This window comes from Vibrio sp. 2033 (genome assembly GCF_033339735.1).
The window spans coordinates 59,445-85,874 of record NZ_JAWOVC010000005.1 but is presented as its reverse complement, the minus strand read 5'-3'; the positions used below and the strand labels follow the sequence as shown (position 1 = coordinate 85,874).

The window sequence follows — 26,430 nt, the reverse complement described above, 5'->3', positions numbered from 1 at the left end:
ATCAATTAATGGGGTTATACCTTTGGGTTTTCAACCCCATTCCATTCGATTATTAGATAGGGCGCACACTATCTTTATCAAGCTCTGCAGCAAAACGACGTTCAATAAATTGAACATTTGGATCGTTTTCTAAACTGTTCAGCGCTTGCTGTAATTTCTCTTGGTAGAGCCTATCTCTCAGTTCAAGTGGTGTTTCTCCACTCTCCCCTATTTCGATGCTCATGTGGCACTCTTCACCTAACACGGTATTAAGTGCTTTGAGCAATTCGGCTTGAGCTCTATCAGTATTCAAATGAGCTTGGCTGCTTCTCAATAGTAACGAAACGGTTGTTCCTTCCTTACTATAATGAGAGTTTAGCGCAAGTTGCTCTACCAGCTTAGGGATCTCCATTAAGCTGATTAGCTTCGCCCATTCATTATGTTCTAATGACTCATCGATGAGCTTTTGTGCCATTTCAGGCGTTTTCTCATGCTCAAGTGCCTGCTTGAGCTGCGTAGGTGTCAGTTTTGTATTTACTTTTGTCTCAACAGGCTTGCTTGGACGCCAGCGATACGCTTCCTCAACTTGTGGCTCCGTCGACTTCGGAGCTGAGTTTGGCGACACCTGCGCGGAATTGCCATGCAATTGCGCTACTCGGTCGATAACCGATTCTGGTTGTGCAGATGCCGCTTTAGGCTTTTTTGAGCCACCATTTTGAGGAGTGTTCTGTTGTAGGCCTTGACGCTGAGAACGTAATTGGTGACGTAAACCGCTTAGACCACCGCGCGCCGGTGTTGAAACGCTCTCTTGCACTTGTTGAGGTGGCGTTTCATGCTGCGGTGCAGGGTTTTCGCTCATCGGCGGCGCCATATCATACTGTGGCGGAACCCTCTCATATCCACTCGCGTGATATTCAGGTTGTGAATTGGATGAAGGTTGAGGCGCCACTTGTGGTGAGCTTTGTGCTGGACTCGGCTGCTGAGCTCGAGGAGCTGCTACTGTCTGAGCTGGTACAGTCTTTGATTGACTGGCACTTTGAACTGGGGCTGAAGCTGATTCGCAGTTACTGGAAACAACATTTGCCCCACTGTTACTTGATGGGCGGAACGCCATCATACGCAGCACAATCATTTCCAGACCGACTCGCCCATTTGGCGAGAGGGTCAAATCTTCACGACCTTTCAATGCAATTTGATAGTAAAGCTGAACGTCTTGCGGGCTTAGAGCTTTACTCAACAACTCGATTTTTTCTGCATCTGGCTGCGCTCGGTCTAGCGACGCTGGCAGCGCTTGATACATCGCAATTCGATGAAGCTGTGTTGCGACTTGCTGCAACAAACCATCCCACTCAACACCATTTGCTGCTAATTGCTGGATTTTATCCATGGCTGGTTGAGGTTGCTTGCTGCTGATTGACTCTAGTAAGTGAATCGCTTGGTCGGTATCAATCGTCCCCAACATGTGGCTGACAATATCGGTTTGCACCGCACCGTTACCTAAAGCAATTGCTTGATCGGTCAAGCTGAGAGCATCACGCATACTGCCATCTGCAGCATGTGAAATCATACCCAGTGCTTTTGGTTCTGCCGATACTTGCTCTTGACCCAAAATGTAGTCAAGTTGCTGATGAATATCATCAACGCTGATCGGTTTGAGATGGAACTGTAGACAACGCGACAATATAGTAACAGGCAGCTTTTGTGGATCGGTTGTCGCGAGTAAGAACTTCACATACTCTGGCGGCTCTTCCAGGGTTTTCAACAACGCATTGAAAGAGTGACGCGATAGCATGTGCACCTCATCGATGAGGTACACTTTAAAACGTCCACGAGCAGGTTTGTATTGAACGTTGTCTAACAGTTCACGAGTGTCTTCAACTTTAGTACGTGATGCTGCGTCGATTTCAAGAAGATCGACAAAGCGACCTTCATCAATTTCACGACAAGTATCACACTTACCACAAGGTGTCGCGGTAATGCCGGTTTCGCAGTTCAAGCCTTTGGCAAACAGCCTACCGATACTCGTTTTACCCACACCACGAGTCCCGCTGAACAGATAAGCATGGTGTAAACGGTTTTGCGCCAGTGCGTTTTCCAACGCCGTCAGGACATGTTTTTGTCCGACAACTTGGTCAAACTGATTAGGACGCCATTTTCGCGCTAAAGCTAAATAACTCATTGAATGTATTAATGTCCTTCAAAATCGCAGATGCTGTACACGTTTAGACCTAGTGCTTCTAAACGTTTATCGCCACCGATTTCTGGTAGGTTGATAACGAACGCAGCGTGCTCAACTTCACCACCCAGTTGGCGAATCAGCTTAGTCGTCGCTTCAATAGTACCGCCCGTTGCCAATAAATCGTCGACAACCAGTACTTTGTCGCCTTCAACGATGGCATCTGTATGGATTTCTAGTGTATCAACGCCGTATTCAAGCTCATAAGATTGAGCAACAGTAGGGCGTGGTAGCTTGCCTGGTTTACGCACTGGTACAAAACCAACACCTAGCTCAAGCGCTAAAGGCGCGCCAAATAGAAAGCCACGAGCTTCCGTACCCACAACCTTGGTAAAGCCCATATCTTTGTAACGTTCAACAAGTAAGTTGATCGTTGCTTGGTATGCTTTCGCGTCTTCAAGAAGGCTCGTCACATCACGAAATAGAATGCCTGGCTTTGGGTAGTCTTGGATGCTTTTGATGCTAGATTTGATCAGTGAAATTGTTTCTGTAGTCATAATACCGATTTACTTAGATTGGCTCATCGCCCTCTCTAATCGCAGTATCACGAGGGCAACGAACAATAGGTTTTCACCACTATGTGCTTATTTTCGTAAAAGTCACAGGCGCTGAAAATACAAACGCCCACTCGAAGAGCGGGCACACTATTCTCTACAATCTTAGTGATTTTCTTCTCGGTCAGCAACCAACTCAATCACAGGCAGACGCATAAACCAGCTGAGTAAAACGATTAGCATCACTAAAAGACCAATTTTTACCCAAACGAGGGGGACAACAACGATTGAAACCATGAAACTAAGCGCAATAAAAATCGCACCACGCTTTTTTACTTTTGAAGTAACAGCCCGATGCTTATGCCAATTGTCGAGAATGGGTCCAAACGTTTTGTGGTTATGTAACCATTGATGAAATGCGGGGCTACCACGCATAAAACATGCGCTAGCAAGCAAAATAAAAGGTGTGGTGGGTAAAAGTGGAAGGGCTATGCCGGCTATGCCGAGCACAATACAGAGTCCACCAACAGTATTGAAAAAGTAACGCTTAATACGAATGGTGAACTCCGGTACAAAATAGCTAGGATTAAAAGCCTGCGTAACCATTCATTACACGAAGCCAGGTTAGCGTTGCAGGAAGTGTTGGGATCAAAAGAACTGCAATAAAACCTAAAAAGTAAAAAATATTATAAGGCTCTTTAAAATCTTTGTCTGCCATGATGTGTCTTCTCACTAGTTGACTTTGCTTCTCCCAAGGCACAGCGTTAAATTATCGTTGCACAAATGGGTCATTATTGTTTTAAGCGCTGACTATACATTAAACAGCCAAATCTAAACACCAGTAAAAAGTAAGGTTATTGAACTAAACGTATGTTGTTTTGGTGGTTCTAAAAAGATAATAAGCAGCGTAAGGACGCTGCTTATTGGTTTGCAAGTCATAATTATACTAGTCGGGATTTCCGGGTAATACTTAAACTAAAACTTGAAGAACCTAAACACCCGATAGACAACTGTCCTGCAACACTAAGCGGTAAATCGCGGGTGATGAAGTTTTTCATACTTCCTCCCCCTAAACGGTTACCTGCTGCGATGTGTTGATTCGTATTTCCGTCAGACCAATGGCTATCTAAACCCGCAGGCAATATAGAGACCGAGGATGAAGCGAGGTCGGCGACACCAAACACAGCATTGACTGCACCCGCACACTCCGAACACTCAATTCCTTTTTCAATGATCCCTACCATGTCCTTGAGATCAGCACTGAAACTTTTCAAGTTACGGAGATAATCGTCAAACAATGCCCTAACGAGCAATGTCGTCGCAACTCCATCATTAGCTTGGGAAGCAGAATCAACGAGATAAAACGCAAATTGACCATTCATTAACCAACGATAATCGAAAACCAAGGGCATCACATCCGTCGATTGCAATAAACGGTACGAGCAGCGCCAATCTCCCTGAGCAGCATCCTTCTCTGGCAATAGAGCTTGCAGTAAATCTCTTGCCGCACTCGGATTCTGTTGCAAATATTCCAGATGCCAATACAGCTCTTGTTCATCCGGGATTTCACCACCATCATCAACCCTGAACCACTGACTTGAAAAGTCACGTTGTTCTGAGAAGTGGCTATCGGTATCTTCTAGCGTATTCTCTATCGCCTGAGATAGGTGCTCATAATTACCTATCGGTTTAGGAAGAAAATCTTTAATACCAAATCGCAACGCTTTCGCGACATCGGACATTTCATCCGTGCCTGATACCACGATAAGCGGCATATATGGATATTCGAGACTAACTTCTTCGACGAACTCGATACCATCTAAGACCGGCATCGATAAATCACATAAGATAAGATCGGGTTGGCATTCCCTGAGTTGTTGAAGCGCTTCTAGGCCGTTTTCTGCTTCTACTACTTTAAAACCCTGACTTTCTAAATAGGCATTGGTTACTTTACGAAATATTGGATCATCGTCCACCAACATTATTAGTTTTTGATTAATCACTTCCTGTGCCGAGACCATTGCCGTTTGACTGTGAGTCTTAAACATACCTTTATCCCTCACAAAGCTCAGTCAAAAAAACAGATTTATTATTAAGTCATTATTTTTGTTGTGTTTACTTCCAGCAAAACGTGTCACAGCAAGACCTGAGGCCGCTTCGCCTTGTTATAAAACTTAGCTCGGAAACTGCATTAATACAAATATTACGGCGTATAACAGTATTTACTCAAACAGGGTTGCTGTGTTCAAATGATGCAACATGTTGACTTAAAGCAAGCTTTGATCACAAAGTTAATTATAAATTAACCGTAATCGGTAATTTAATGTGTCTGGAAATATGAAATTAGATGACTTAAACCTGTTTCGACTGGTTGTCGAAAATGGGAGCTACACCGCAACTTCGCGAAAAACCATGATCCCGGTTGCGACCATCACCCGACGCATTCAAGCGCTAGAAGACTCTGTCAATCTTCGACTATTGAACCGTCATGCTCGCAAACTCTCGCTCACTGAAGCAGGGGAACGTTTTTACCATGAGTGCTCTCCTTTACTACAAAGGCTAACAACCGCAGCAGAGGAAATCACTGACGACTGCCGAGGAGCATCCGGCAAGATTAAGATATCCGCGCCTTACAACTTAACTAAACGAATGATGATGCCGATGTTCAACAGCTTTATGAAGCAGTACCCGGACATCAACATTGAGCTAACGACAGAGAATAATGCGGACAAGCTTGACCCTACTGAATGGGATGTAATTTTTCGAGTGGGACCGCAACGCGACTCTAGCCTCATCGCGCGTAAGATTGGCGAAGTGAAGGATATTCTCGTTGCAAGCCCTGACTATCTAACCTCGAATCCTGCGCCACACCATGCAGAAGAGCTATCTAACCATTCATTGCTAAAAGGGTACCCACTTATTAAGTGGACCTTGATTAATAGCAAAGGCGAGTCTGTGGTGAATGTTGATCGTGGTCGTTTTCAAGCAAACGCGCTCAATGTGGTGCGCAGCGCTTGTTCCGAAGGTTTAGGCATCACACTAATGCCAGATGTCATGATCAAAGAGTACATCGAGAGCGGCGATTTGGTACGCGTACTGCCAGATTGGAGTGCAAACCCGCGCGACATTTATATGCTTTACAACCACAAAGACCACCTGCCAGAGAAAGTTCGCCTCTTTATTGACTTTGTGATCGCTTATAACATTCACTAACTAGATAGCGAAAACAAAAAACCAGAGCCGAAGCTCTGGTTTTTTTACGACTTAAGAAAGCGCATCCTATGCGCCTTCGTTATGAAGCTCTAGGTTTGCTAAATCCTGTTGGATTTCAAGTTGTGTTTTCGCATCATCATTACGAAGACCATCTAAGAAATCTAGGTATTGTTGGTCGATATCACCCGTTACGTATTCGCCGTTAAACACGGAAGTATCGAACTGAGTAATGTCTTGGTTTCCAAGACCTACCGCCTCTACCAAATCTTCTAGACGTTGATAAATAAGCGCATCGGCACCAATCTGCTTACAAATTGTATCGTTGTCACGGCCATGGGCAATAAGCTCTGTAGCACTTGGCATATCAATGCCGTATACGTTCGGGAAACGAACTTCAGGAGCCGCTGAGACCATGTACACTTTCTTGGCACCAGAATCACGAGCCATCTCAATAATCTGCTCTGACGTTGTACCTCGAACAATAGAGTCATCCACCAGCAACACATTCTTACCTTTGAATTCCGAACGAATAGCATTCAACTTGCGACGTACTGATTTCTTACGTTGTTGCTGGCCAGGCATGATAAACGTACGTCCAACATAACGGTTTTTCACGAAACCCTGGCGATAAGGGATATCGATCGCTTGAGCGATTTGCAGTGCAATGTCGCAAGACGTTTCAGGGATAGGAATGACAACATCGATATCAAGGTTTGCGTAATCTTCACGAATACGTTCGCCCAGCTTTTTACCCATTTCAACGCGAGCGCTGTATACCGAAATTTTATCGATGAACGAATCTGGACGAGCAAAGTACACGAACTCGAAAATACAAGGGTTCAGCTTAGGATTGTCTGCACACTGCTTCGTGTAAAGCTCACCGTCAAACGTTGCGTAAATCGCTTCACCAGGTGCAACATCACGGACGAAATCAAAACCGACCGCATCCAATGCCACCGATTCAGACGCAACCATGTACTCTGCTCTGCCGTTAACTTCACGCTTACCTAAACACAGCGGGCGAATACCGTGTGGGTCACGAAATGCAATCATACCATGACCAATGATCATGGCGGTCACAGCATAAGCACCGCGAATTGTGCGATGAACATTGGTGACTGCGCGGAATACGTCTTCGGTCGTGACATTTCCTTTTACTGAGTCAATTTCGTGCGCCAGTACATTTAGTAATACTTCAGAGTCTGAAGTGGTATTGATATGACGGCGATCTTTTTCAAACAGCTTCTGACGAACTTCGTTAGCGTTGGTCAAGTTACCGTTGTGGGCAAGTGTAATACCGAAAGGAGAGTTTACGTAGAAAGGTTGAGCTTCTGAAGCACTTGAACTGCCTGCTGTAGGGTAACGAACATGACCAATTCCGACCTCGCCTTGCAGGCGCTGCATGTGTCTTGCTTCAAATACATCCTTGACTAAACCGTTCGCCTTACGCAGACGAAAACGATTGCTTTCTATGGTACAAATACCAGCGGCATCTTGGCCACGATGCTGTAACACCGTTAACGCGTCATAAATAGACTGGTTTACAGGCGTTGTGCCCACGATTCCAACAATACCACACATGTCCTAATCCTCGATTTGCGACAGTAGCTGGCACTACTAGATAGTGCCAGACAGAAAACTTGATGTTGCTTGTAAATGCTCGAAGAATGGGGCGATGATACGGCTGAACTCAGGGATCAACTGTGAATCTTTCCACCAATCCGAGCTTGGGAATGCAGTAAACGCATCCATAAAAAACAGCACCGCAGAAACAATTAAGACTCCGCGTAGACCACCAAATACAATCCCGAGAATTCGGTCCGTACCTGATAGCCCTGTTTTTTGTACCAGTTGACCAATGACGTAATTCACCACTGCACCAACTACCAAGGTTGCGACAAATAACGCCGCAATCGCCGCTCCGTTACGAAACATATCATCTTCGATGTTGGTGAAGTACACCGCCAATTTGGCATAGTAATTACTGGAGATAAAAAACGCTCCGAACCAAATCACCAAAGACAAAGCTTCTTTAGCAAAACCGCGAACTAAACTGATCAGAGCTGAAAATCCGATCACACCTAAAATGATAAAATCTATCCAATTCATCTTTTCTTCATCTTAAGTTGGCGCGCATTTTAACAGAAAAAATGCTGACGCAAACGTTTTCTTATGGATTTAATGGCTTAAATTTAAGCAATTGACCTTTTGAACCTGTAATTTTTTGTAATTCTTGAACTTGTCGTTCAAGTTTACTTTTTGACACATCAGGGCCAACAATCACTCTCGTAAACTCGTTTTCTTTCTTTGTGTGAGCTTGATAACCACGCTTTTGCAAATCCGCGACAAGCGCGACAGCATTTTCGTGATTCTTAAGTGCCATCAACTGAATGATCCAAGCTGAATCTTCATATTGATTTTTCTCTTGAACAGGACGAGTGACGACCTCAACTTGCTCTGGTTGTTTGATGACCTCAGGTTTAGATGTTGGCGCTGGCTCGGGCTCAGAAACGGCTACTTGAGCATCCTCACTTTCTTGCACTACAGCTTCAACCGGAGAATCCGGTAACGTAATGTCGTCTTCCACTGGCTCTAATATTTCGAAGTTTTCCACATCACTATCAAGTTCTGGTTTGATAGGAATACTGGCAAATTCTTCTTTGTAGTGCAGTTTCTTACCATCTAGCACATCGGGAAGAACAATGACTCCGACTGCGACTAGAATGATGGTGCCGACTAAACGACTTTGGAATTTACTTGCCATCAAAATACCTTTACTTATTTATTATTTGATTGCCAATGTTCCAATACCTCTCCGACGGTATGGAATGAGCCAACCACCAGAATAACGTCTCCTGCCTTTGCGTGGCTTCTCGCACTCTCGAAGGCGTCAACAGGGTTTTCAAAATGAACTTGCCCATCAGGTAAGTATTGGCACAATTCATCAGCGGTCGCCGCTCTCGGTCCAGTAAGCGACGCTGGATACCATTGTGTTGCAACTGGAGTTAGCGCTTCAATGGTTGCTTTAATGTCCTTGTCATGCAGCATTGCAACCACAATATGGATATTCTTACCCAGATATTGTTGCTTCACTCTTTCTACCAAATACTCAGCAGAGTGCGGGTTATGAGCGACATCAAGGACTATTTCAGGTTCGTGATGCAGTACTTGCATACGCCCCGCCAAACGCGCATTATTCAAGCCATTGACAATATTTATGTCAGTGATTTGCAATTCCGAAGCCCCTAGTGCCATCAGTGCAGTGGCTGCATTTTGTAATGGTAGCGATGGGATTGGTAAATCCTCTAACTCAAATGCCCCACTGCTCCATTTCCAACCATTATCAGTTAGTTGGTAATCGTACTGAATACCTACTTGGAAGAACTCAGAACCAATATCGTCAGCATGAGCCGCCACGGTCGCTGGTGGCGTCGGTTGACCACAAATTGCTGGCTTCCCTGAACGGTAAATGCCCGCTTTTTCAAAACCAATAACATTGATGTCATCACCAAGCCAATCCACATGATCGATCGCTAAGCTCGTAATAACAGAAACATCATGGTCAACAACATTAGTGGCGTCTAGACGGCCGCCAAGTCCTACTTCAAGTAAGACAACGTCAACTTTCTCTACTTGGAAAATACGTAGCGCAGCAAGCGTACCGAATTCAAAGAGGCTAAGGCTAACATCACCACGCTGCTTTTCTACATAATCGAATGCTTCACAGTGCTTGGCATCTACAACGTCAACGCCATTAATGCGTACACGCTCGTTGTAACGAATCAGGTGCGGAGAACTATAAACACCGACTGAATAGCCAGCATCAAGTAAAATGGCTTCCATTAACGCACACGTTGAGCCTTTGCCATTGGTTCCGGCAACGGTGATTACGGTTGGAGCTGGTTTGGTAAGATTGGCTTTGTTTGCTACCGCTTGGACACGGTCTAAGCCTAGATCAATTGCTGAGGAATGAATATTTGCTAAATAATCAAGCCACATCTCTAATGAAGATGTGGCTTGAGGAATTGGGTTTTGGGTCATCTAACTTTAACCATTAAATTCTTTGGTTTTTATGTTAGTTGATACTTTACCCTTTTTCGTCCGCTTCTGGTACAGAATATGGCTCTTCATTTGGAGATTCGTTAACCGAAACCACCAAAGGAGACTTGTGGTTAGTCATCTTAGCGATAAGACCACCCACACGCTGACGCATTTCACGACGGTCAACGATCATATCAATAGCACCGTGATCAAGCAGGAACTCACTACGCTGGAAACCTTCAGGAAGATCTTCACGTACAGTTTGCTCGATTACACGACGACCAGCAAAGCCAATGAGGGCCTTAGGTTCACCGATGTTGATATCACCCAACATAGCCAAACTTGCTGATACACCACCCATTGTAGGGTCAGTTAGAACAGAAATAAACGGCAGACCTTTTTCTGATAAACGCTCAAGCGCAGCACTGGTTTTTGCCATTTGCATAAGAGACATTAAAGCCTCTTGCATACGAGCACCACCACTTGCTGAGAAACAAACAAGCGCACAGTTATTTTCAATGGCTGCATCTACGGCTTTCACAAAGCGAGCACCAACGACTGAACCCATTGAACCACCCATAAAGGAGAATTCAAACGCACACGCCACAAGCGGCAGACCAAGCAATTCACCCTGCATCACAACTAGCGCATCTTTCTCACCGCTATTTTTTTGTGCAGCAGAGATACGCTCTTTGTATCGCTTAGAATCTTTAAATTTCAGTTTATCCTGTGGCTCAAGTTCAGAACCTAATTCAACTCGATTACCTTCATCTAAAAATGTTTCCAAACGACGACGCGCTTTCATACGCATGTGATGGTTACACTTTGGACAAACTTCTAAGTTACGCTCTAGTTCAGCATGGTATAAAACCTGTTCACAAGAGGTACATTTAGTCCACACACCTTCTGGGATAGAAGCTTTGCGTGAACTTACTAGATTGCTTTTCTCTAAAATCTTTTCAAGCCAACTCATGGAAGACCTTTTCTCTCAACTCTTCCGCTTCATTGCGAAAGATATAAATTCGACATAATACCGACGGATTAAACCATATCTTGCAGCTACTGTAGATAAAAAACTGGTTGTACCTATTTTTGATATCGTAAATAGCGTATGTTTTCCGTTCACATTCAATGTAAACACTACCGATATTTTGAAATAAGTTTGTAAAATTAGTTCAAATTATCTGGTAAAAACAGTGGACCGATCGGCACTTCAGGTAACCCAAACTCTTCTGGGTAGTCTACATCTACCAGGTACAGACCTTCCGCTTTCGCTGTCGCACCCGCTAGTTTGCGATCTTTGGCTTCTAATAACCACTTGATCCATTCAGGACTCTCTTCGCCACGTCCAACTTTTATCAAGCTACCCGTGATATTACGAACCATATGATGCACGAACGCATTAGCTTTAATATCAATAACCACATAGTTCCCATGGCGCGTAACGTTCAGATGCATCAAGTTTCGAAATGGGCTGCGAGACTGACAATGCGCCGCGCGAAACGACGTAAAATCATTTTCGCCAAGTAGGAACTGCCCTGCTTCATGCATTTTTTTCTCGTCGAGCTCACCATGATAGTGACTAACCCCCGAGTTTAAGATGCCTGGACGTAAAGCATGATTGAAAATAATGTAACGATAACGGCGCGCTGTCGCTGAGAATCTTGCATGGAAATCATCTGAAACTTCCTTAGCCCAACGAACCGCTATATCGCTTGGCATGTTCGCGTTTGCGCCCATGGTCCAAGCTACCATTTTTCGAGTAACGTTGGTATCAAAGTGCACAACTTGTCCCGTGCCATGCACGCCTGCGTCTGTCCGACCAGCACACTGAACTTCAACTGGGTGATTAGCGACGACGGACAATGCTTTCTCTAGCTCTTCTTGGACACTTTTCACTTCTCTTTGGCGCTGCCAACCAAAGTAGTTTGTACCGTTGTACTCGATACCTAATGCGATTCTCATCTTAACCTTCGAACTCTAAAATGGGGCGGGAAGTATATACTCAAGTCACCTCAAGTTGCCAGTTTCACCAAGGGTGACATAAAGGTAGCATCCTACTAACGGGACACAAAAAGGGTAGCAAACGCTACCCTTTTGTTTCGGTTTATCGGCCATTAATGGCGTCAATCAGGCTTTTTGCTTCGCGGCGAATATCATCCTCACCGTAAACAATCGCCTCTTCTAGTAGTTTAATCGCCCCTTGAGAATCGTTCATCTCGAGATAGATTTTAGCCAAATCCAGTTTCCCAGCCGCTTCAGCATTGTTATCTACGTCAATATCGCCGATCTCGCCGATAACATCTGGAAACTCGTTCAATCCGACATCGAGCTTAAGGTCTTCTTCTTCGAACTCACCACCTTCTCTGTCGACCTGAGCCATCAATTCATCAATCGTCATAAATTGATTTTTCTTCGGGTCGAAGTCATCCAAGTCGCTTTGCTCTGCCCAGTTTTCTTGCGCGATCTCTGGCTGACTTAGTGCATCACTCGAATTCCAAACATCACGCTGGTCCTCAGGCACTTCTTCAGTAGAACTTACGTTATCAGCAGCGGGTTTAAAGCCATCCCAATCATCTCCAACATCAAGCATGGTTTCAAAATCCATACCTGCACTTGCGATGGTGTCACTGTCTAGTTTACCTTCAAATACTTCTGAGTTTGCGTCTTCCGCAAGAAGGTTAGCCATTGATGATTCATCATCCAAATTACTGAGCGGCTCACCCTCTGTCGCTGTTGGCTGCACTTCTGGGTCAGTATCAAAGCCGTTTTGCTGCGCAAATACTTCAAACAAAGCATCATGATCGTTATCGGCTTGAATAGCTGGTCTCGATGTCTCTGCTTCAACCTTAGGGTTCTCTGGCGCACCCTCGTTCATTGATGCGAGAACATCTTCCTCATTGAACTCTGGAAGATCTTGGTCGTCAAAACTTAACTCTTCATCCTCACCGGAGATTGGTTCTATATCTGCAGTCTCAGAGCTCGGTAATTCTGGCTCTTCTTCCATCGACGCCAAGGCATCTTCTTCGCTGAACTCTGGCAAATCGAGCTCATCAAAATTGAACTCTTCTTCGGACTCAGCTGGCAAGTCGGCTTCAACCTGTTCTGGCTCAACGGACTCGGACGTTTCTAACGCAGGTTCGCCAGCCATAGACGCCAATGCGTCTTCTTCACTAAACTCAGGAAGATCCAGCTCATCAAAATTGAATTCATCTTCTGATTCAGCTGGCAAGTCTGCTTCAACCTGTTCTGGCTCAACGGACTCGGACGTTTCTAACTCCGGCTCATCCGCCATAGACGCCAATGCGTCTTCTTCACTAAACTCAGGAAGATCTAGCTCATCAAAATTGAATTCATCTTCTGATTCAGTTGGCAAGTCGGCTTCAACTTGTTCTGGTTCAACGGACTCGGACGTTTCTAACGTAGGCTCGCCAGCCATAGACGCCAGTGCATCTTCTTCACTGAACTCTGGCAAATCGAGCTCATCAAAATTGAACTCTTCTTCGGACTCAGTTGGCAAATCGGCTTCAACCTGTTCTGGCTCAACGGACTCGGACGTTTCTAACTCCGGCTCATCCGTCATAGACGCCAATGCGTCTTCTTCACTGAATTCTGGAAGATCCAGCTCATCAAAATTGAACTCTTCTTCGGACTCAGCTGGTAAGTCAGCTTCGACTTGCTCTGGTTTAACAGACTCGGACGTTTCTAACTCCGGCTCATCCGACATAGACGCCAATGCGTCTTCTTCACTAAACTCAGGAAGATCCAGCTCGTCAAAATTGAACTCTTCTTCGGACTCAGCTGGCAAGTCGGCTTCAATTTGTTCTGGTTCAACGGACTCGGACGTTTCTAACGCAGGTTCGCCAGCCATAGATGCTAGAGCATCTTCTTCGCTGAATTCTGGAAGATCTAGCTCATCAAAATTGAATTCTTCTTCTGAATCGTTGGTCGACTCAGTTTCCGGCTCCAATTCAGGTTCATCCAGTAGCCAATCTTCTTCTTGTGGAACACCGAATTCATTTTCTATTGTATTTGGTGTCGGTGTGAAGGCTGGAATGTCTTCCTCTTGCTCAACGTGAGGCTGTACCTCAGCATCGGACTCCACGGATGGTTCTTGTGTTGAATCAGTATCGGTAGCCTCTTGTTGTAGTGATGAAGCTTCCTCTATCTCCGTTTGTGTTTTTTCAACTTGCTGCGGTAAATCGTCTTCACTATCAAATAGAGCGTCAAGTTCAGCAGAAAAATCCGCTTTTTCTTGTTCTGTTGGCAGAAGTTCTTCACTGTCTGACTCAAATAGGTCGTCTAGCTCGCTCATTAAAGGATCATTCTCTGGTGAGAGGTCCTCTAAATCACCAAGAAATTCATCGCTGCTAAATGGCTCTGAAGCAGCCTCTGGCTCGGTTAATGGTTGCTCTTTTGCAGCTTGTTGCGTGTCTGGTTGGCTTTCACTTAATAAAGCGTCGATGTCCAATCCAGACTCAATGTCCTGATCTTCATGAGTTTGTTCTGACTCAACTACGGAAGATGGCTTTTCGTCGGCGTCTGGCTCACCAAAACCAAGTGATTTCAGTAACTCTTCCTCTTCCGATTTATTCTGCTCTGGGCTCTCGTCCTCTCGAATCAGATCATCAAACGGATCTAAATCAGCTTCCGTCTCTTCATCAAGTTCAGAGGTAACATCATCAATGAGTTCATCCAGTAAGTCTGTGCTATCTGCGTCTAACTCTTCGATCGAGTCATCACCTTCAAAACCAGAGATTGCTTCTAGCTCGTTTAGTGGATCAAACTCGTCTGTGTCATCTTCATCAAAATCAATGAGTTCATCGAGTAGCTCTGTACTGTTTTCATCTAGAACAGGACCTTCATTGGCGTCAGCTTCTCGAACTTCCGATTCGCTAGCCGGTTGTTCATACTGGGCCAATAGCTTATCGATATCGTCGTCAGATGCCTCTCCTACACTAAAGTCATCATCCGACACAGGCTGTTTTAACTCAGGCTCATCAGTATCTAAATCGAAGTCATCGTTGCCAAGTTCAGCAAACAAGTCATCAAGCATATCCTGGTCGACAGTGTCACTTGGTAACTCTTCTGACGGCTCATCGGCTGCAAGTAACTCGGCAAATGCGTCGTCTGAAAGCGAGTCTGATTTCTCATTCGTATCATCCGAAAGATCGAAGCCAGACTCATCGTCATCGAGCACTTCTAGTTCTGGAGCAACCTCATCTAAGGCTCGCTCCATTTCTTCTAAACCAAGCGCTTTTTCTTCGCCGTTGACTTGGATACCATTGTTCGATGATTCAAACTCATCCAGACCAACATCTAGGTCGCCGTCATCGCCAATATCTGCAAATGGGTCATCGTCCCCTTCCAGATTGAAATCAAGTTCTTCATCGTCGAGGTTAGCAAAGACGTCTTCTTCTAAATCTGACTTCTCTTCTTGTAAAGACTGTGTGTTGATATCTTCATCTGCAAACAATTCATCATCAAGCGTGAGCTCTTCATCAAGCTCATCCGCCGCCGCTAAACCGATTGGCGCTGCAAGAGGATCAACGTTTTGCTGTTCCTGTGCAGCCGCATCTTCCTCTTTCGCTTTAGAGCGTCGACCAAGAAGCATAACAACTAGCAACGCAATCAAAGCACCAGGAATTAATGCCGCAAGACCAACAAGCCAACCATTCGACAAAATTTTGTCCATGGTGCTTGGTTGCATGCGTTGTTGTTCAGCAAGGCGCTGGCGTTCTTCAGCAAGCAGCTTCTCGACTTCTGAGCGAATGCGTTCTTCGTCATTCAGCTCGCTTTTCAAAGTTTCGACTTCGCTTTGCACTTCTGACAGCATCAATCGAAGACGATGGTTCTTCTCTTCTAATGAGTCTAATTCACTTTGTGAGCCTTGAAGTTTGTCCTTTAGCGCACTGACCTGCTTTTCACCCTGCGGAGAGGTAGTTACTGGTGGCGCAGGGATGACGGGTATTGTTTTCGGAGTTGGTTTTGGCTCCGTTGCTGCCACTGTCTCTGGCTTAGCCGCAGGCTTGGGTTCTACTTTAATTTGTGGCTTTGGTTGCTCGGTGACTCGTTGTGCTGGCGTCGCTCTATTTGTCGGCTTCGGCTGTTTTAACTTAGCTTCATGCGCCTTCATAATCGCAACAGCTTGCGCTGTGGTCGCGCTTTGCACTTGCTCTAGAGAAGGTACTCGTAGCCGACTACCTGGGATCAATTCATGAATGTTTTGGTTCTCAAACGCTTGAGGGTTAATTCGGTAAATGGCAAGAAGCGTTTGTTGAACGGTAACACCGCGTGAAGGTCGTAATTCTGAAGCGATCGACCATAGTGTTTGATTTTCACCAGTCGGACCAAAGAAACGTGACGGTTGAGTATTCGCAGGAGGAGCAGGTAATGCTCGCTCAATATCTTCAGCATAGCTCGGAGATGATTGCACTTCACCAGACGGTCCAACAAGACGAATTCCTTCGGCTTGAACCACTGATGATGTCTGAGTCGCGCTCATCAACACAAGGGCTGCTAACAAACGCTTATAATTTTGACGCATAGAAGGCTCAGTTTTGTGCTAAATACAATTTGAAATGGTGATCGGTTAAATATATCGGATATCGCATGCAAAACTATAGCGTTGAGAATAAAAAATGTGTGGCTCTCGCCATATTCGTACTAATCTCACACTATTTTGTTTCGTTCGTACAAAAAAGCCTCGCACTGTGCGAGGCTTTGAAATGAACTGTAAGCGACTTAGTAGTAATCGCGGATCAGAACTTCTGCGATTTGCACCGCGTTAGTTGCCGCGCCTTTACGCACGTTATCAGCAACAACCCACAGGTTTACGCCGCTATGATGGCTGATATCGTTACGGATACGGCCAACCATTACATGGTCTTTACCGCCCGCATCGCGAACTTGTGTAGGGAAGTCTTCACCGTGGAACACTTCGATACCGTCAGTTTGTTCAAGCAAGTTAACGACTTCTTGTGCATCGATAGGTGAACGAGTCTCAATGTGAAGTGCTTCTGCGTGACCGTAGAATACAGGAACACGTACACACGTTGGATTGACTGTGATTGATGGATCGTTAAAGATCTTCTGTGTTTCCCACACCATTTTCATTTCTTCTTTGGTGTAGCCGTTTTCCATCATTTGATCGATTTGTGGAATACAGTTAAACGCGATCTGTTGAGAGAATTGCTTCTTGTCTGCAGGCAGACCGTTTAGCAGCTTCGCCGTTTGACCTGCTAGCTCATCGATACCCGCTTTGCCTGCACCAGACACCGATTGGTAAGTTGATACGTTAATACGCTCAATGCCCACCGCGTCGTGAATTGGTTTTAGTGCCACCAGCATTTGGATGGTTGAACAGTTCGGGTTCGCAATGATGTTACGGTTACGAAACTCTGCAATCGCTTCTGGGTTTACTTCAGGCACGACAAGAGGAATGTCGTACTCGTAACGGAAGTGTGATGTATTGTCGATAACAATCACGCCTTCATCAGCGGCAATTGGAGCCCACTTGGCTGATAGCTCACCACCAGCAGAAAACAGTGCGATATGCGCTTGAGACCAATCGAACTCTTCTACGTTTTGAACGCGTACCGTTTTACCATTGAAGCGGTAAGTCTTGCCTTCGCTGCGCTCACTCGCGAGTAGGAAGATTTCGCCTACTGGGAATTTGCGCTCTTGAAGCACATCCAAAATTGTTTCACCGACCGCACCGGTCGCACCTAAAATGGCAACATTATATTGCTGGCTCATTGACTTACCTCAATCTGAAAACCTAGTTCTGCTAATGGAGCAAGGTTACATGTTTTGTTACCCACTAGCGTGACAGCGCTGTATTCACGGCGATCCCAGTAGTTTTTACGCATCAGGTCAAAAGCGCCTGGCTTACTGATTTCACGGCGGAAAAGAGCGTCATCTCTACGCACATCATAGATTAACTGCGTGATGTTATGCAGTGTTGCTTCGTCCCAAGCTCTGTCCAATACCATAGTAGGAACAGGCGCGGTTGGCAGTAAATCGCTGGCATGCGCACGTAATTCGTTATTTAAGAACTCACAATAGCTGTTGAAAATCATCGTCGTACCGCGAGCTTTCCCTTCCAGACCATAGCCTGCAACGTGAGGGGTTGCGAATGCTAGCAGAGGCAGAAGCTCCATATCAACCTCTGGTTCAAATTCAAATACGTCAAGTGCCGCTATAAAGCCATCGTTTTTCAAAAGACGTTGCTTCAAAGCAGCGTTGTCAACGATGGGACCTCGAGCCGCGTTAATCAAAATTTGATCGCTGCGGAGACCATTTAACACCTTCTCATCAATCAAATGATGCGTTGGGTATGGGCCATCTTTGGTGATTGGCGTATGTAGTGTAATGATGTCTGAGCTTTCAATCAGTTCTGTCAACGGAGTAAAGCTACGAGGATCACCAGCCTCTTGTTTGAATGGGTCATTGATGAGAACTTTAATACCCATGCCTTTCAAACATTTCTCTAGGTAGCTACCTACTTGGCCTGCACCAATAATACCTACCGTCTTGTCAAATACCGAGAAACCTTGTTGCTGAGCGAGTACCATCATCACGCTGAACGCGTATTCCGCTACACCCACTTTGTTACACCCTGGCGCAGCAGTGAAGAAAATGCCTTTCTCTTTTAAGAGTGCTTGGTCAACATGATCCATGCCTGCCGTGGCCGTACCAACAAACTTCAGCTTGTTTGCTTTGCTGATCAGGTCAGCATTCACTTTGGTGACAGAGCGAATCATTAGGGCATCAACATCCACTAAATCATCGGCGGTCAGTGTACGACCTGGTTTTAGAATTACGTTACCGAGTTGGCTGAATAGCTCTTCAGCATACGGCATATTTTCATCAACAATAATTTTCATAGCGCCAGCGTTCTAACATCCATTTGTAAGAGTTCGTTTATTCGCAAGATGCGAAACTAAAGCGATTGTGCCCTTTTCCCGAAAAATCTCAAGATATAACACCAATAAACCTCAAGGAGGTAACTCCTATAGAATCGATTGCCGGGAAGCCTAGAGAAAAGCAGAAACAGAGAAAAGAAAAAGCCCGGCTAAATAGCCGGGCAAAGTTCCAGAACAAAAGGATCCTATCCCGCTCTCCATGGGATAGAGTCTGCGTCTGTTCGATCAGTGTGACTGATCAAGCTCTGGAAACTGGATTGTTGGCGTTTACAGTACTCTCGCAAGGCGCCAACAAATTCAGTTAACCTTGGTACTTTTTAATAACCAAAGTTGCGTTTGTGCCGCCAAAGCCAAAGCTGTTTGACATTACGGTCGTTAACTCTGCATCACGTGCTTCTGTCACTATGTCCAGACCTTGTGCTGCTTCGTCCAAGTTTGAAATATTGATGCTTGGAGCAATGAAGTTTTTGTCTAGCATAAGTGTTGAGTAAATTGCTTCGTGCACGCCCGCTGCGCCGAGTGCGTGGCCAGTCATTGCTTTTGTTGCAGAGATTGCAGGGCTGTTCTCACCAAACAATTGTTGGATAGCACCAAGCTCTTTCACGTCACCAACTGGTGTCGATGTACCGTGCGTGTTGATGTAATCCACACCATCAACGTTTTGCATCGCCATCTTCATACAACGAATTGCGCCTTCACCTGATGGCGCTACCATGTCGTAGCCATCTGATGTCGCACCGTAACCTACGATTTCACCGTAGATTTTCGCACCACGTGCCAGTGCGTGCTCTAGTTCTTCAATAACCAGCATGCCGCCGCCGCCCGAGATAACAAAACCGTCACGGTCTGCATCGTATGTACGAGATGCTTTGTCTGGCGTGTCATTGTATTTGGTTGACAGTGCGCCCATCGCATCAAACATCATAGTTTGAGACCAATCTAGCTCTTCGCCGCCACCAGCAAAAACAATATCTTGTTTGCCTAGTTGAATAAGCTCCATAGCATGGCCGATACAGTGTGCAGATGTTGCACATGCAGAGCTCATTGAGTAGTTCACGCCACGAATCTTAAATGGCGTAGCAAGACAAGCAGAAACAGTAGAAGACATAGTACGAGGAACCATGTAAGGACCAACTCGCTTTACGCCTTTTGCGCGCATCGTGTCTGTCGCTACCGTTTGGTTGTATGCAGAAGCACCGCCAGAACCTGCAACGATACCGGTACGATCGTTTGAAACCTGCTCTTCTGTAAGACCAGCGTCTGCGATTGCTTGCTCCATTGATAGGTATGCATAAGCAGCCGCATCACCCATAAAGCGCATCTGCTTACGGTCGATGTGTTCCGCCGGGTTGATTTTTAGGTCACCCCATACTTGCGAACGAAGACCGTGTTCTTTGAACTGCTCAGATGCAGTGATGCCAGATTTGCCCGCTTTAAGAGACGCTAGAACTTCTTCGACGTTGTTACCGATACTTGAAACAATACCCATACCGGTGATTACGACTCGTTTCATTATGACATTCCTATAATTCAAAAATCCGCTAGATGATAACTAAGATAGTCAACAAAAGTGGTCAGCTTTCCCATAAATTCGTACAATCGCCCCATTCTTACCGCGCCAAATCACAAATTTGCACCATTATGACTTCAATAAAAAACGCAGAACTTGGTTGGAACGAAGCTGGTACTCCGGTTTCAGACCAATTTGATGATGTTTACTTCTCTAACGTAAACGGTCTTGAAGAGACACGCTACGTTTTCTTAAAACAAAATCATCTCCCAGAAAGATGGCAGGAATTTGACCAAAGACGTTTTGTCATTGGTGAAACAGGATTTGGCACGGGATTAAACTTCTTAGCAGTATGCCAGTGGTTTAGTGAGTTTCGTCGTCAGCATCCGGACGCAACATTGAAAGAGCTGCATTTTATTAGCTTTGAAAAATACCCATTAAGCAAAGCCGATTTAAAGAAGGCGCATGAAGCTTGGCCTGAGCTAGCTGAATACGCGGAAAAGTTACAAAAGCACTACCCTGCTGCTGTGCCGGAGTGTCATCGCATTGTTTTAGAAGACGGCGCAATCACACTCGACCTTTGGTTTGGTGACATTAAAGACTGCATGCCGCAAGTCCCATACAACGAACAAGGTTTGATTGATGCTTGGTTCTTAGATGGATTCGCGCCAAGCAAAAACCCTGAGATGTGGAACCAAGGCCTGTTCAACAACATGGCAAAGCTAGCCAAGCAAGATTGTACAGTTGCCACGTTTACCGCAGCAGGCTTTGTACGTCGTGGTTTGAACGAAGCTGGCTTTACAATGAAAAAGGTGAAAGGTTTCGGCACTAAGCGAGAAATGATCGCCGGCTCTATGGAGCAACGTGAAAAGCAGTCGAACCATCTCCCTTGGTTCAATCGCTCAGCATCTAGCAATCTTGATTCGATTGCCATCATTGGTGGTGGTATAGCTAGCGCGGCGTTAGCGAAAACGTTAGTTCGTCGTGGCCAAAACGTCACCCTTTACTGTAAAGACAAACAACCAGCCAAAGGAGCTTCAGGCAATCGACAAGGAGCCGTTTATCCACTGCTTAATGGCCCGCACACGGGTGTTTCACGAGTGTTTGCTCCTGCATTTTTGTTCGCACGTCAGTTTGTTGAACAAGCAGCACAAGAGATCGATTTTGATCATGACTGGTGTGGCGTAACTCAGTTGATGTGGGATGACAAATCCACAGACAAACTGGAGAAAATACTTGCGGGTAACTTCACACCAGAGCTCATTCACAAGCTGTCCGCCGAGGAGACTGCGAACACTATCGGGTTACCTATTGATATGGCATCTGTGCACTACCCAATGGGAGGGTGGCTGTGCCCTGCCGAGTTAACTCGTGGGTTAATTAAACAATTGGAGCAGACGTCGTTACTCTCAACAAAGTTTGAACACCATGTTGAGGCATTAGATTGGGATGAAAAGCGTCTGCTCTGGCTACTAACGGCGAGTGGTCAAACATTTGAGCACTCAACGGTTGTGATTGCGAACGGCCATGAGTTCCAGACATTGAGTCAAACCGCTTCCCTCCCAATGGGGCAGGTGAAAGGACAAGTCAGTCATGCGCCAGCAACCGAAACGCTGAGTCAGCTGAAAACGGTGTTGTGTTACGACGGTTACATGACTCCTGTTAACCCAAGTAATCAACACTTGTGTATCGGTGCAAGCTACGACCGCAGTCACCTTGACTACGAATTTGATGAAAACGCCCAAAAAGATAATGCGGAAAAGCTAGTGAAATGTGTACCGAATCAAACATGGGCAAAAGAGGTAGATATCACTGGTAATCAATCTCGCCAAGGTATTCGTTGTGTTAGCCGAGATCACTTACCATTTGTCGGAAATGTGGGTGACTTTGAGACGATCAAAACGCAATACGCCAACTTACAAAATCAAAAAGAAGAAGAGGTAGAAACCATTCATCAGTACCCTAACCTATTCTGCTTCTTAGGTTTAGGATCTCGTGGACTGAGCTCTGCACCATTATTAGCTGAAGTGTTGGCCTCCCAGATCTGTGGGGACCCGCTGCCATTACCTGTTGATATATTGACCGAACTTCACCCAAGTCGAATGTGGGTTCGTAAACTAAGAAAAGGCAAAGCCATTACCGAGCTGTAAGAGTATTCTCTCGTTTTAATTCCCGACACAGATACGTGTCGGGAATCGCTAACTCATTAAGTCGCTCGTACTGAGATTACTTCAGCAGTGCAACTGCCTGTTTCACTTGCTCTGCCACTTCTGGGTTTACAACCTTACCCGATTCCACGTCAAAATTTTCGTAGAAGCTCGGCACAGATAACGATGCCTTTACATCCGCGCCAAAAAATTGAGCAGAACCTGTCGCCGCCGCAAGAACACTTTGTGCACCACCGGGACCTGGGGAAGTTGCTAAATAAACGACAGGTTTGTTTTGAAATACATTACGCTCAATGCGCGTCGCCCAATCGAACAAGTTTTTATAGGCCGCTGGGTACGAACCGTTATGCTCTGCGAAGGAAACAACGATAGCGTCAGCCTCCGCCAAGTCACGTAAAAACGCGACAGCCCCTTCAGCTTGACCTATTTCTTTCTCTTTGTCCTCGCTAAACATTGGCGCTTGATAATCGTTTAAGTCTAGAACATTCACTTGAGCGCCTTCGACTTGGTTTGCTGCGTATGTAGCAAGTAGTTTGTTGATTGAGGTAGAGCTGGTAGATGCACCAAATGCGACAATTTTCATGGTTGTAATCCTTTGTTCACGTTTTATGCTGATCAGAATAAAAGTTGAACAGTTTCGCTACAACCACAAAAATTTTATGGAGAGGTTCGAATTTTTCGAAGTAGTAAATGACTAGGATTAAATAAAGGGAGAACGCTGCTTAGGGACTAAGCCTGAGCCTGGAGCTCTTGCCACAAATCACTGACAATCACGCGATCGGCCGGGCTTAACTCGGTACGCGCATCTTCTAAGCTGCTCTCAATGCGTGACTTCAGCTCAGTAATATCGCTAATCCCTTCTTCTTCACAAGACGCCGCGGATAAAGAGATGTGACCACGTAAATAACCACCAGCAAACAATTCATCGTCAGATGCTGTTTCAATTCGAGCATCAATCAGTTCCAGTAGTTTTTCTTCAAATTCAATAATCATGGTGTATCTCTGAGGTTATTAGTGGTTATTTAACGCAAAAGTCCGACGCTTCCAATGGCTTAGTTTGATAAAATGCGCGCAGGGCATCAGAAAGCATTTTCACTCGCAAAGGCAAGCCAACGTCCAAAATACCTAGCACTTCTTTATGCACTTTTTTCATAAAGCCGAGCCTATCTGGTTCAAAATCGCCGTGTAGATTGTCACAACTCACCGTAAAAGGGAAGCCAGCGCTTTGTGCCAGAATCCATTCATAAGCTTGAGGTCGCACTTCAACTTTCTCAAACTCCGCTTGAACTTCTGCTGTTCGCCCATCAGGTTCATACCAATAACCAAAATCTTCCAGCAAACGACGCTCTGGACCAGCCACACACCAATGCGAGATCTCGTGTAAAGCAGAGGCGTAAAAACCCCGAGCAAAAATAATCCGATGATGAGGGTGTTCATCATCAGCAGGAAGATAAATAGGCTCATCACCACCTAACTCTAATTTCGTATTAAATTGTTCTAAAAAGGTGTCATTAAAAATGGTGATTAAGTCTTGGTATTCGTGGGTCATCGTCGAGTTTGTACTTCAGTTTGACATGCGCTGCATATTGTCGCTGTTTTTAGCTATGAGGTAAAGGCACCCCCACATTTTTGGTTATTAGTTGAATTTATCTGAAGGTCGCTTTCTCCATACAATTTCTCATTCGTCAGCGTACTTATTTACCACTACACTCTCGCCTTATTTTGATGCCGTTCAAACCGCTATTTTTAAGCCGTTTGATTACAAGCATGTTGCTGGTTTTAATCACTTTTTAAGAGAGATAGAACCGTTTGTAAGTGTTGTTACTTCGCCTACGCTGATTCTCGTAGAACGTAGTGACTTTTTACGTTGAGTGTTTCCCTATGTTGCTAAGTGTGTTGTATATCATTGGTATCACGGCTGAAGCCATGACAGGTGCGTTAAGTGCTGGTAGAAGAAAGATGGACTGGTTTGGTGTTATGTTGGTGGCCAGCGCAACGGCCATTGGTGGTGGCACCGTACGTGACATTCTATTAGGCCACTACCCTCTTGGTTGGGTAAAAAACCCAGAGTTCCTTGCAATTACGTGTGTTGCAGGTGTGCTAACAACAGGTTTAGCGAAATGGGTGATTAAGCTAAAAGGCCTGTTCATTCGCCTCGATGCATTAGGTTTAATCGTGTTTAGTATCATCGGAACAAAAATTGCGATGGGCATGGGCTTGCACCCTGGTATTTGTATGGTTTCAGCGTTAGTAACTGGTGTATTCGGTGGGCTACTTCGCGACTTGATCTGTCGCCAAACACCATTGGTACTGCATGAAGAGCTTTACGCTTCTGTCGCTCTTATCGCATCAGGAATGTACTTAGCGCTATTAGAATTCAATGTTCCCGATGTCACTGCCACTATTATTACACTGGTTACTGGTTACATGTTGCGTATGGCTGCGGTACGCTTTAAGTGGCGTCTGCCTTCTTTTCATTTGGAAACCGAAGGCTCGATTCATTAAGCAAAAACTACTTAAACAAAAAAGGTTGCCTGATAAAATTGTGCCACCCGCGATTCAGTGAGTGGCATAATTTTATATTCAGTCATCCTGAACAGCGACGAAGGAGCATGATTCAGGATCTATTATCCGAGCACTCTGTTGTCAGAGATGTTTCTTTCTCTTTTCATCGCGCTGAAATTAGATTCCTAGTCTCGCTATAGCTCGCTGGAATGACACAAAGCTCTTAAATCTTCGGTGTTTCAGTTGTTACGCCATGGTTTTGACCACGGTGGCGTAGTAAATGATCCATCACCACAATAGCCAGCATCGCTTCTGCGATAGGCACAGCACGAATACCCACACATGGGTCATGACGACCTTTGGTGATCAACTGAGTTGGTTCACCTTCTTTTGTGATGGTCTCACCCGGCACAGTGATACTTGATGTTGGCTTAAGCGCAATGTTTGCGACAATGTCTTGACCAGTCGAGATACCACCAAGAATGCCACCCGCATGATTACTACCAAAACCTTCAGGAGCAAGCGTATCACGGTGCTGACTGCCTTTTTGGTTTACCACCTCGAAACCGTCTCCGATTTCCACGCCTTTCACCGCGTTGATGCTCATTAGTGCGTGCGCGATGTCTGCATCCAAACGGTCAAATACGGGTTCCCCAAGACCAACAGGCACGTTAGTTGCCACAACCTGGATTTTTGCGCCAATAGAGTCGCCTTCTTTTTTCAGGTCACGGATAAGTTGGTCAAATGCTTCTACTTTGTCAGCATCAGGGCAGAAGAATGCATTGTTCTCGATTTCGCTCCAATCTACCTTGTCGATAGATACATCACCCATTTGTGACAAGTAAGCACGAATCTCAACACCAAACTCATCTTTTAAGTATTTCTTCGCGATTGCACCAGCCGCCACACGCATTGCGGTTTCACGAGCTGAAGAACGGCCGCCACCGCGATAGTCGCGGATGCCGTATTTTTGGTGGTAAGTGTAATCAGCATGACCCGGTCTGAACTTATCTTTGATGTCAGAGTAGTCTTTTGAGCGCTGATCGGTGTTTTCAATTAGCAAACCGATCGATGTGCCCGTGGTTTTGCCTTCAAAAACGCCAGAAAGAATTTTAACTTCATCCGGTTCACGACGTTGTGTGGTGTAACGTGATGTGCCTGGACGACGGCGGTCGAGATCGATTTGTAGATCTGCTTCTGTAATTTCCAACCCCGGAGGACATCCGTCTACGATACATCCCAGTGCGATACCGTGACTTTCCCCGAATGTCGTCACTCGGAAATGTTGTCCGATACTGTTTCCTGCCATTACTTCCTCAAGTTTTTATCGCCACGCTCTCTCAAAACAGAGCATAGC

At 45.4% G+C, this 26,430-nt stretch carries 22 protein-coding genes; 3 read left to right on the top strand and 19 right to left on the bottom strand.

Annotated elements, in window-relative coordinates; genetic code table 11:
• Nucleotides 1–52: 52 nt before the first annotated feature.
• The 5 genes from dnaX to R7P74_RS09265 form a co-directional block, all read right to left on the bottom strand.
• Nucleotides 53–2,158, bottom strand: coding sequence for a DNA polymerase III subunit gamma/tau (dnaX, locus tag R7P74_RS09285; RefSeq protein WP_213987472.1), 2,106 nt, complete (start codon nt 2,156–2,158; stop codon nt 53–55).
• A gap of 8 nt (nt 2,159–2,166) precedes the next feature.
• Nucleotides 2,167–2,712, bottom strand: coding sequence for an adenine phosphoribosyltransferase (gene apt, locus R7P74_RS09280; protein ID WP_005380615.1), 546 nt, complete (start codon nt 2,710–2,712; stop codon nt 2,167–2,169).
• A gap of 162 nt (nt 2,713–2,874) precedes the next feature.
• The gene (locus tag R7P74_RS09275) at nt 2,875–3,315 is read right to left on the bottom strand and encodes a YbaN family protein (RefSeq protein ID WP_044129468.1); all 441 of its coding nucleotides are present in this window, start codon (nt 3,313–3,315) and stop codon (nt 2,875–2,877) included.
• On the bottom strand, nt 3,296–3,427 hold the full coding sequence (locus R7P74_RS09270; RefSeq protein ID WP_005380608.1) for a hypothetical protein: 132 nt from the start codon (nt 3,425–3,427) through the stop codon (nt 3,296–3,298). Before R7P74_RS09270 ends, R7P74_RS09275 begins: the two co-directional genes overlap by 20 nt.
• A gap of 223 nt (nt 3,428–3,650) precedes the next feature.
• Nucleotides 3,651–4,757: a response regulator gene (locus R7P74_RS09265; RefSeq protein WP_005380606.1), complete on the bottom strand. Its 1,107-nt coding sequence runs from the start codon at nt 4,755–4,757 to the stop codon at nt 3,651–3,653.
• Between the two features lie 289 nt (nt 4,758–5,046).
• Here R7P74_RS09265 and R7P74_RS09260 point away from each other — a divergent pair, with 289 nt between their 5' ends.
• Entirely contained in the window at nt 5,047–5,922 is an 876-nt protein-coding gene (locus R7P74_RS09260; RefSeq protein ID WP_005384959.1) for a LysR family transcriptional regulator, read from the top strand.
• Between the two features lie 66 nt (nt 5,923–5,988).
• Here R7P74_RS09260 and purF read toward each other — a convergent pair whose 3' ends face one another.
• The 10 genes from purF to fabB form a co-directional block, all read right to left on the bottom strand.
• Nucleotides 5,989–7,503, bottom strand: a complete 1,515-nt coding sequence (gene purF / locus R7P74_RS09255; protein WP_005380592.1) for an amidophosphoribosyltransferase — start codon at nt 7,501–7,503, stop codon at nt 5,989–5,991.
• A gap of 36 nt (nt 7,504–7,539) precedes the next feature.
• Nucleotides 7,540–8,031, bottom strand: a complete 492-nt coding sequence (locus R7P74_RS09250) for a CvpA family protein (RefSeq protein WP_005380590.1) — start codon at nt 8,029–8,031, stop codon at nt 7,540–7,542.
• A 61-nt stretch (nt 8,032–8,092) separates the two neighbouring features.
• Nucleotides 8,093–8,686 (bottom strand): SPOR domain-containing protein, encoded by a 594-nt coding sequence (locus tag R7P74_RS09245; RefSeq protein ID WP_042522511.1) that lies wholly within the window; start codon nt 8,684–8,686, stop codon nt 8,093–8,095.
• A gap of 14 nt (nt 8,687–8,700) precedes the next feature.
• Complete coding sequence (folC, locus tag R7P74_RS09240; RefSeq protein ID WP_005380586.1) at nt 8,701–9,963, bottom strand: bifunctional tetrahydrofolate synthase/dihydrofolate synthase; 1,263 nt, start codon at nt 9,961–9,963, stop codon at nt 8,701–8,703.
• A 46-nt stretch (nt 9,964–10,009) separates the two neighbouring features.
• Complete coding sequence (accD, locus tag R7P74_RS09235) at nt 10,010–10,936, bottom strand: acetyl-CoA carboxylase, carboxyltransferase subunit beta (protein WP_005380583.1); 927 nt, start codon at nt 10,934–10,936, stop codon at nt 10,010–10,012.
• Nucleotides 10,937–11,133: 197 nt separating this feature from the next.
• Nucleotides 11,134–11,928 (bottom strand): tRNA pseudouridine(38-40) synthase TruA, encoded by a 795-nt coding sequence (gene truA / locus R7P74_RS09230; RefSeq protein ID WP_005380566.1) that lies wholly within the window; start codon nt 11,926–11,928, stop codon nt 11,134–11,136.
• Between the two features lie 142 nt (nt 11,929–12,070).
• Nucleotides 12,071–16,510 carry a FimV/HubP family polar landmark protein gene (locus tag R7P74_RS09225; protein ID WP_262634231.1) on the bottom strand — a complete coding sequence of 1,480 codons (4,440 nt, stop codon included), beginning with the start codon at nt 16,508–16,510 and terminating at the stop codon, nt 12,071–12,073.
• A 197-nt stretch (nt 16,511–16,707) separates the two neighbouring features.
• Nucleotides 16,708–17,721 (bottom strand): aspartate-semialdehyde dehydrogenase, encoded by a 1,014-nt coding sequence (locus tag R7P74_RS09220; RefSeq protein WP_005380562.1) that lies wholly within the window; start codon nt 17,719–17,721, stop codon nt 16,708–16,710.
• Nucleotides 17,718–18,851 carry a 4-phosphoerythronate dehydrogenase gene (locus R7P74_RS09215; RefSeq protein ID WP_262634230.1) on the bottom strand — a complete coding sequence of 378 codons (1,134 nt, stop codon included), beginning with the start codon at nt 18,849–18,851 and terminating at the stop codon, nt 17,718–17,720. Before R7P74_RS09215 ends, R7P74_RS09220 begins: the two co-directional genes overlap by 4 nt.
• Nucleotides 18,852–19,191: 340 nt before the next feature.
• A complete protein-coding gene (gene fabB / locus R7P74_RS09210) occupies nt 19,192–20,403 on the bottom strand; it encodes a beta-ketoacyl-ACP synthase I (protein ID WP_005389435.1) in 1,212 nt (403 codons plus the stop codon).
• Nucleotides 20,404–20,531: 128 nt separating this feature from the next.
• Here fabB and mnmC point away from each other — a divergent pair, with 128 nt between their 5' ends.
• Nucleotides 20,532–22,550: a bifunctional tRNA (5-methylaminomethyl-2-thiouridine)(34)-methyltransferase MnmD/FAD-dependent 5-carboxymethylaminomethyl-2-thiouridine(34) oxidoreductase MnmC gene (gene mnmC, locus R7P74_RS09205; protein WP_262662841.1), complete on the top strand. Its 2,019-nt coding sequence runs from the start codon at nt 20,532–20,534 to the stop codon at nt 22,548–22,550.
• A gap of 76 nt (nt 22,551–22,626) precedes the next feature.
• Here mnmC and R7P74_RS09200 read toward each other — a convergent pair whose 3' ends face one another.
• The 3 genes from R7P74_RS09200 to R7P74_RS09190 all read right to left on the bottom strand — a co-directional run bounded on the left by R7P74_RS09200 (nt 22,627) and on the right by R7P74_RS09190 (nt 24,117).
• Nucleotides 22,627–23,151, bottom strand: coding sequence for an NADPH-dependent FMN reductase (locus R7P74_RS09200; protein ID WP_053349557.1), 525 nt, complete (start codon nt 23,149–23,151; stop codon nt 22,627–22,629).
• Nucleotides 23,152–23,297: 146 nt separating this feature from the next.
• Nucleotides 23,298–23,561: a YfcL family protein gene (locus R7P74_RS09195; protein WP_005380548.1), complete on the bottom strand. Its 264-nt coding sequence runs from the start codon at nt 23,559–23,561 to the stop codon at nt 23,298–23,300.
• A 25-nt stretch (nt 23,562–23,586) separates the two neighbouring features.
• Entirely contained in the window at nt 23,587–24,117 is a 531-nt protein-coding gene (locus R7P74_RS09190) for an elongation factor P hydroxylase (RefSeq protein ID WP_005380546.1), read from the bottom strand.
• Between the two features lie 332 nt (nt 24,118–24,449).
• Here R7P74_RS09190 and R7P74_RS09185 point away from each other — a divergent pair, with 332 nt between their 5' ends.
• Nucleotides 24,450–25,073: a trimeric intracellular cation channel family protein gene (locus R7P74_RS09185; RefSeq protein ID WP_005380544.1), complete on the top strand. Its 624-nt coding sequence runs from the start codon at nt 24,450–24,452 to the stop codon at nt 25,071–25,073.
• Nucleotides 25,074–25,296: 223 nt separating this feature from the next.
• On the opposite strand, the gene aroC is transcribed toward R7P74_RS09185, so the two are convergent.
• A complete protein-coding gene (gene aroC / locus R7P74_RS09180; protein ID WP_033907375.1) occupies nt 25,297–26,382 on the bottom strand; it encodes a chorismate synthase in 1,086 nt (361 codons plus the stop codon).
• Nucleotides 26,383–26,430: the final 48 nt, after the last annotated feature.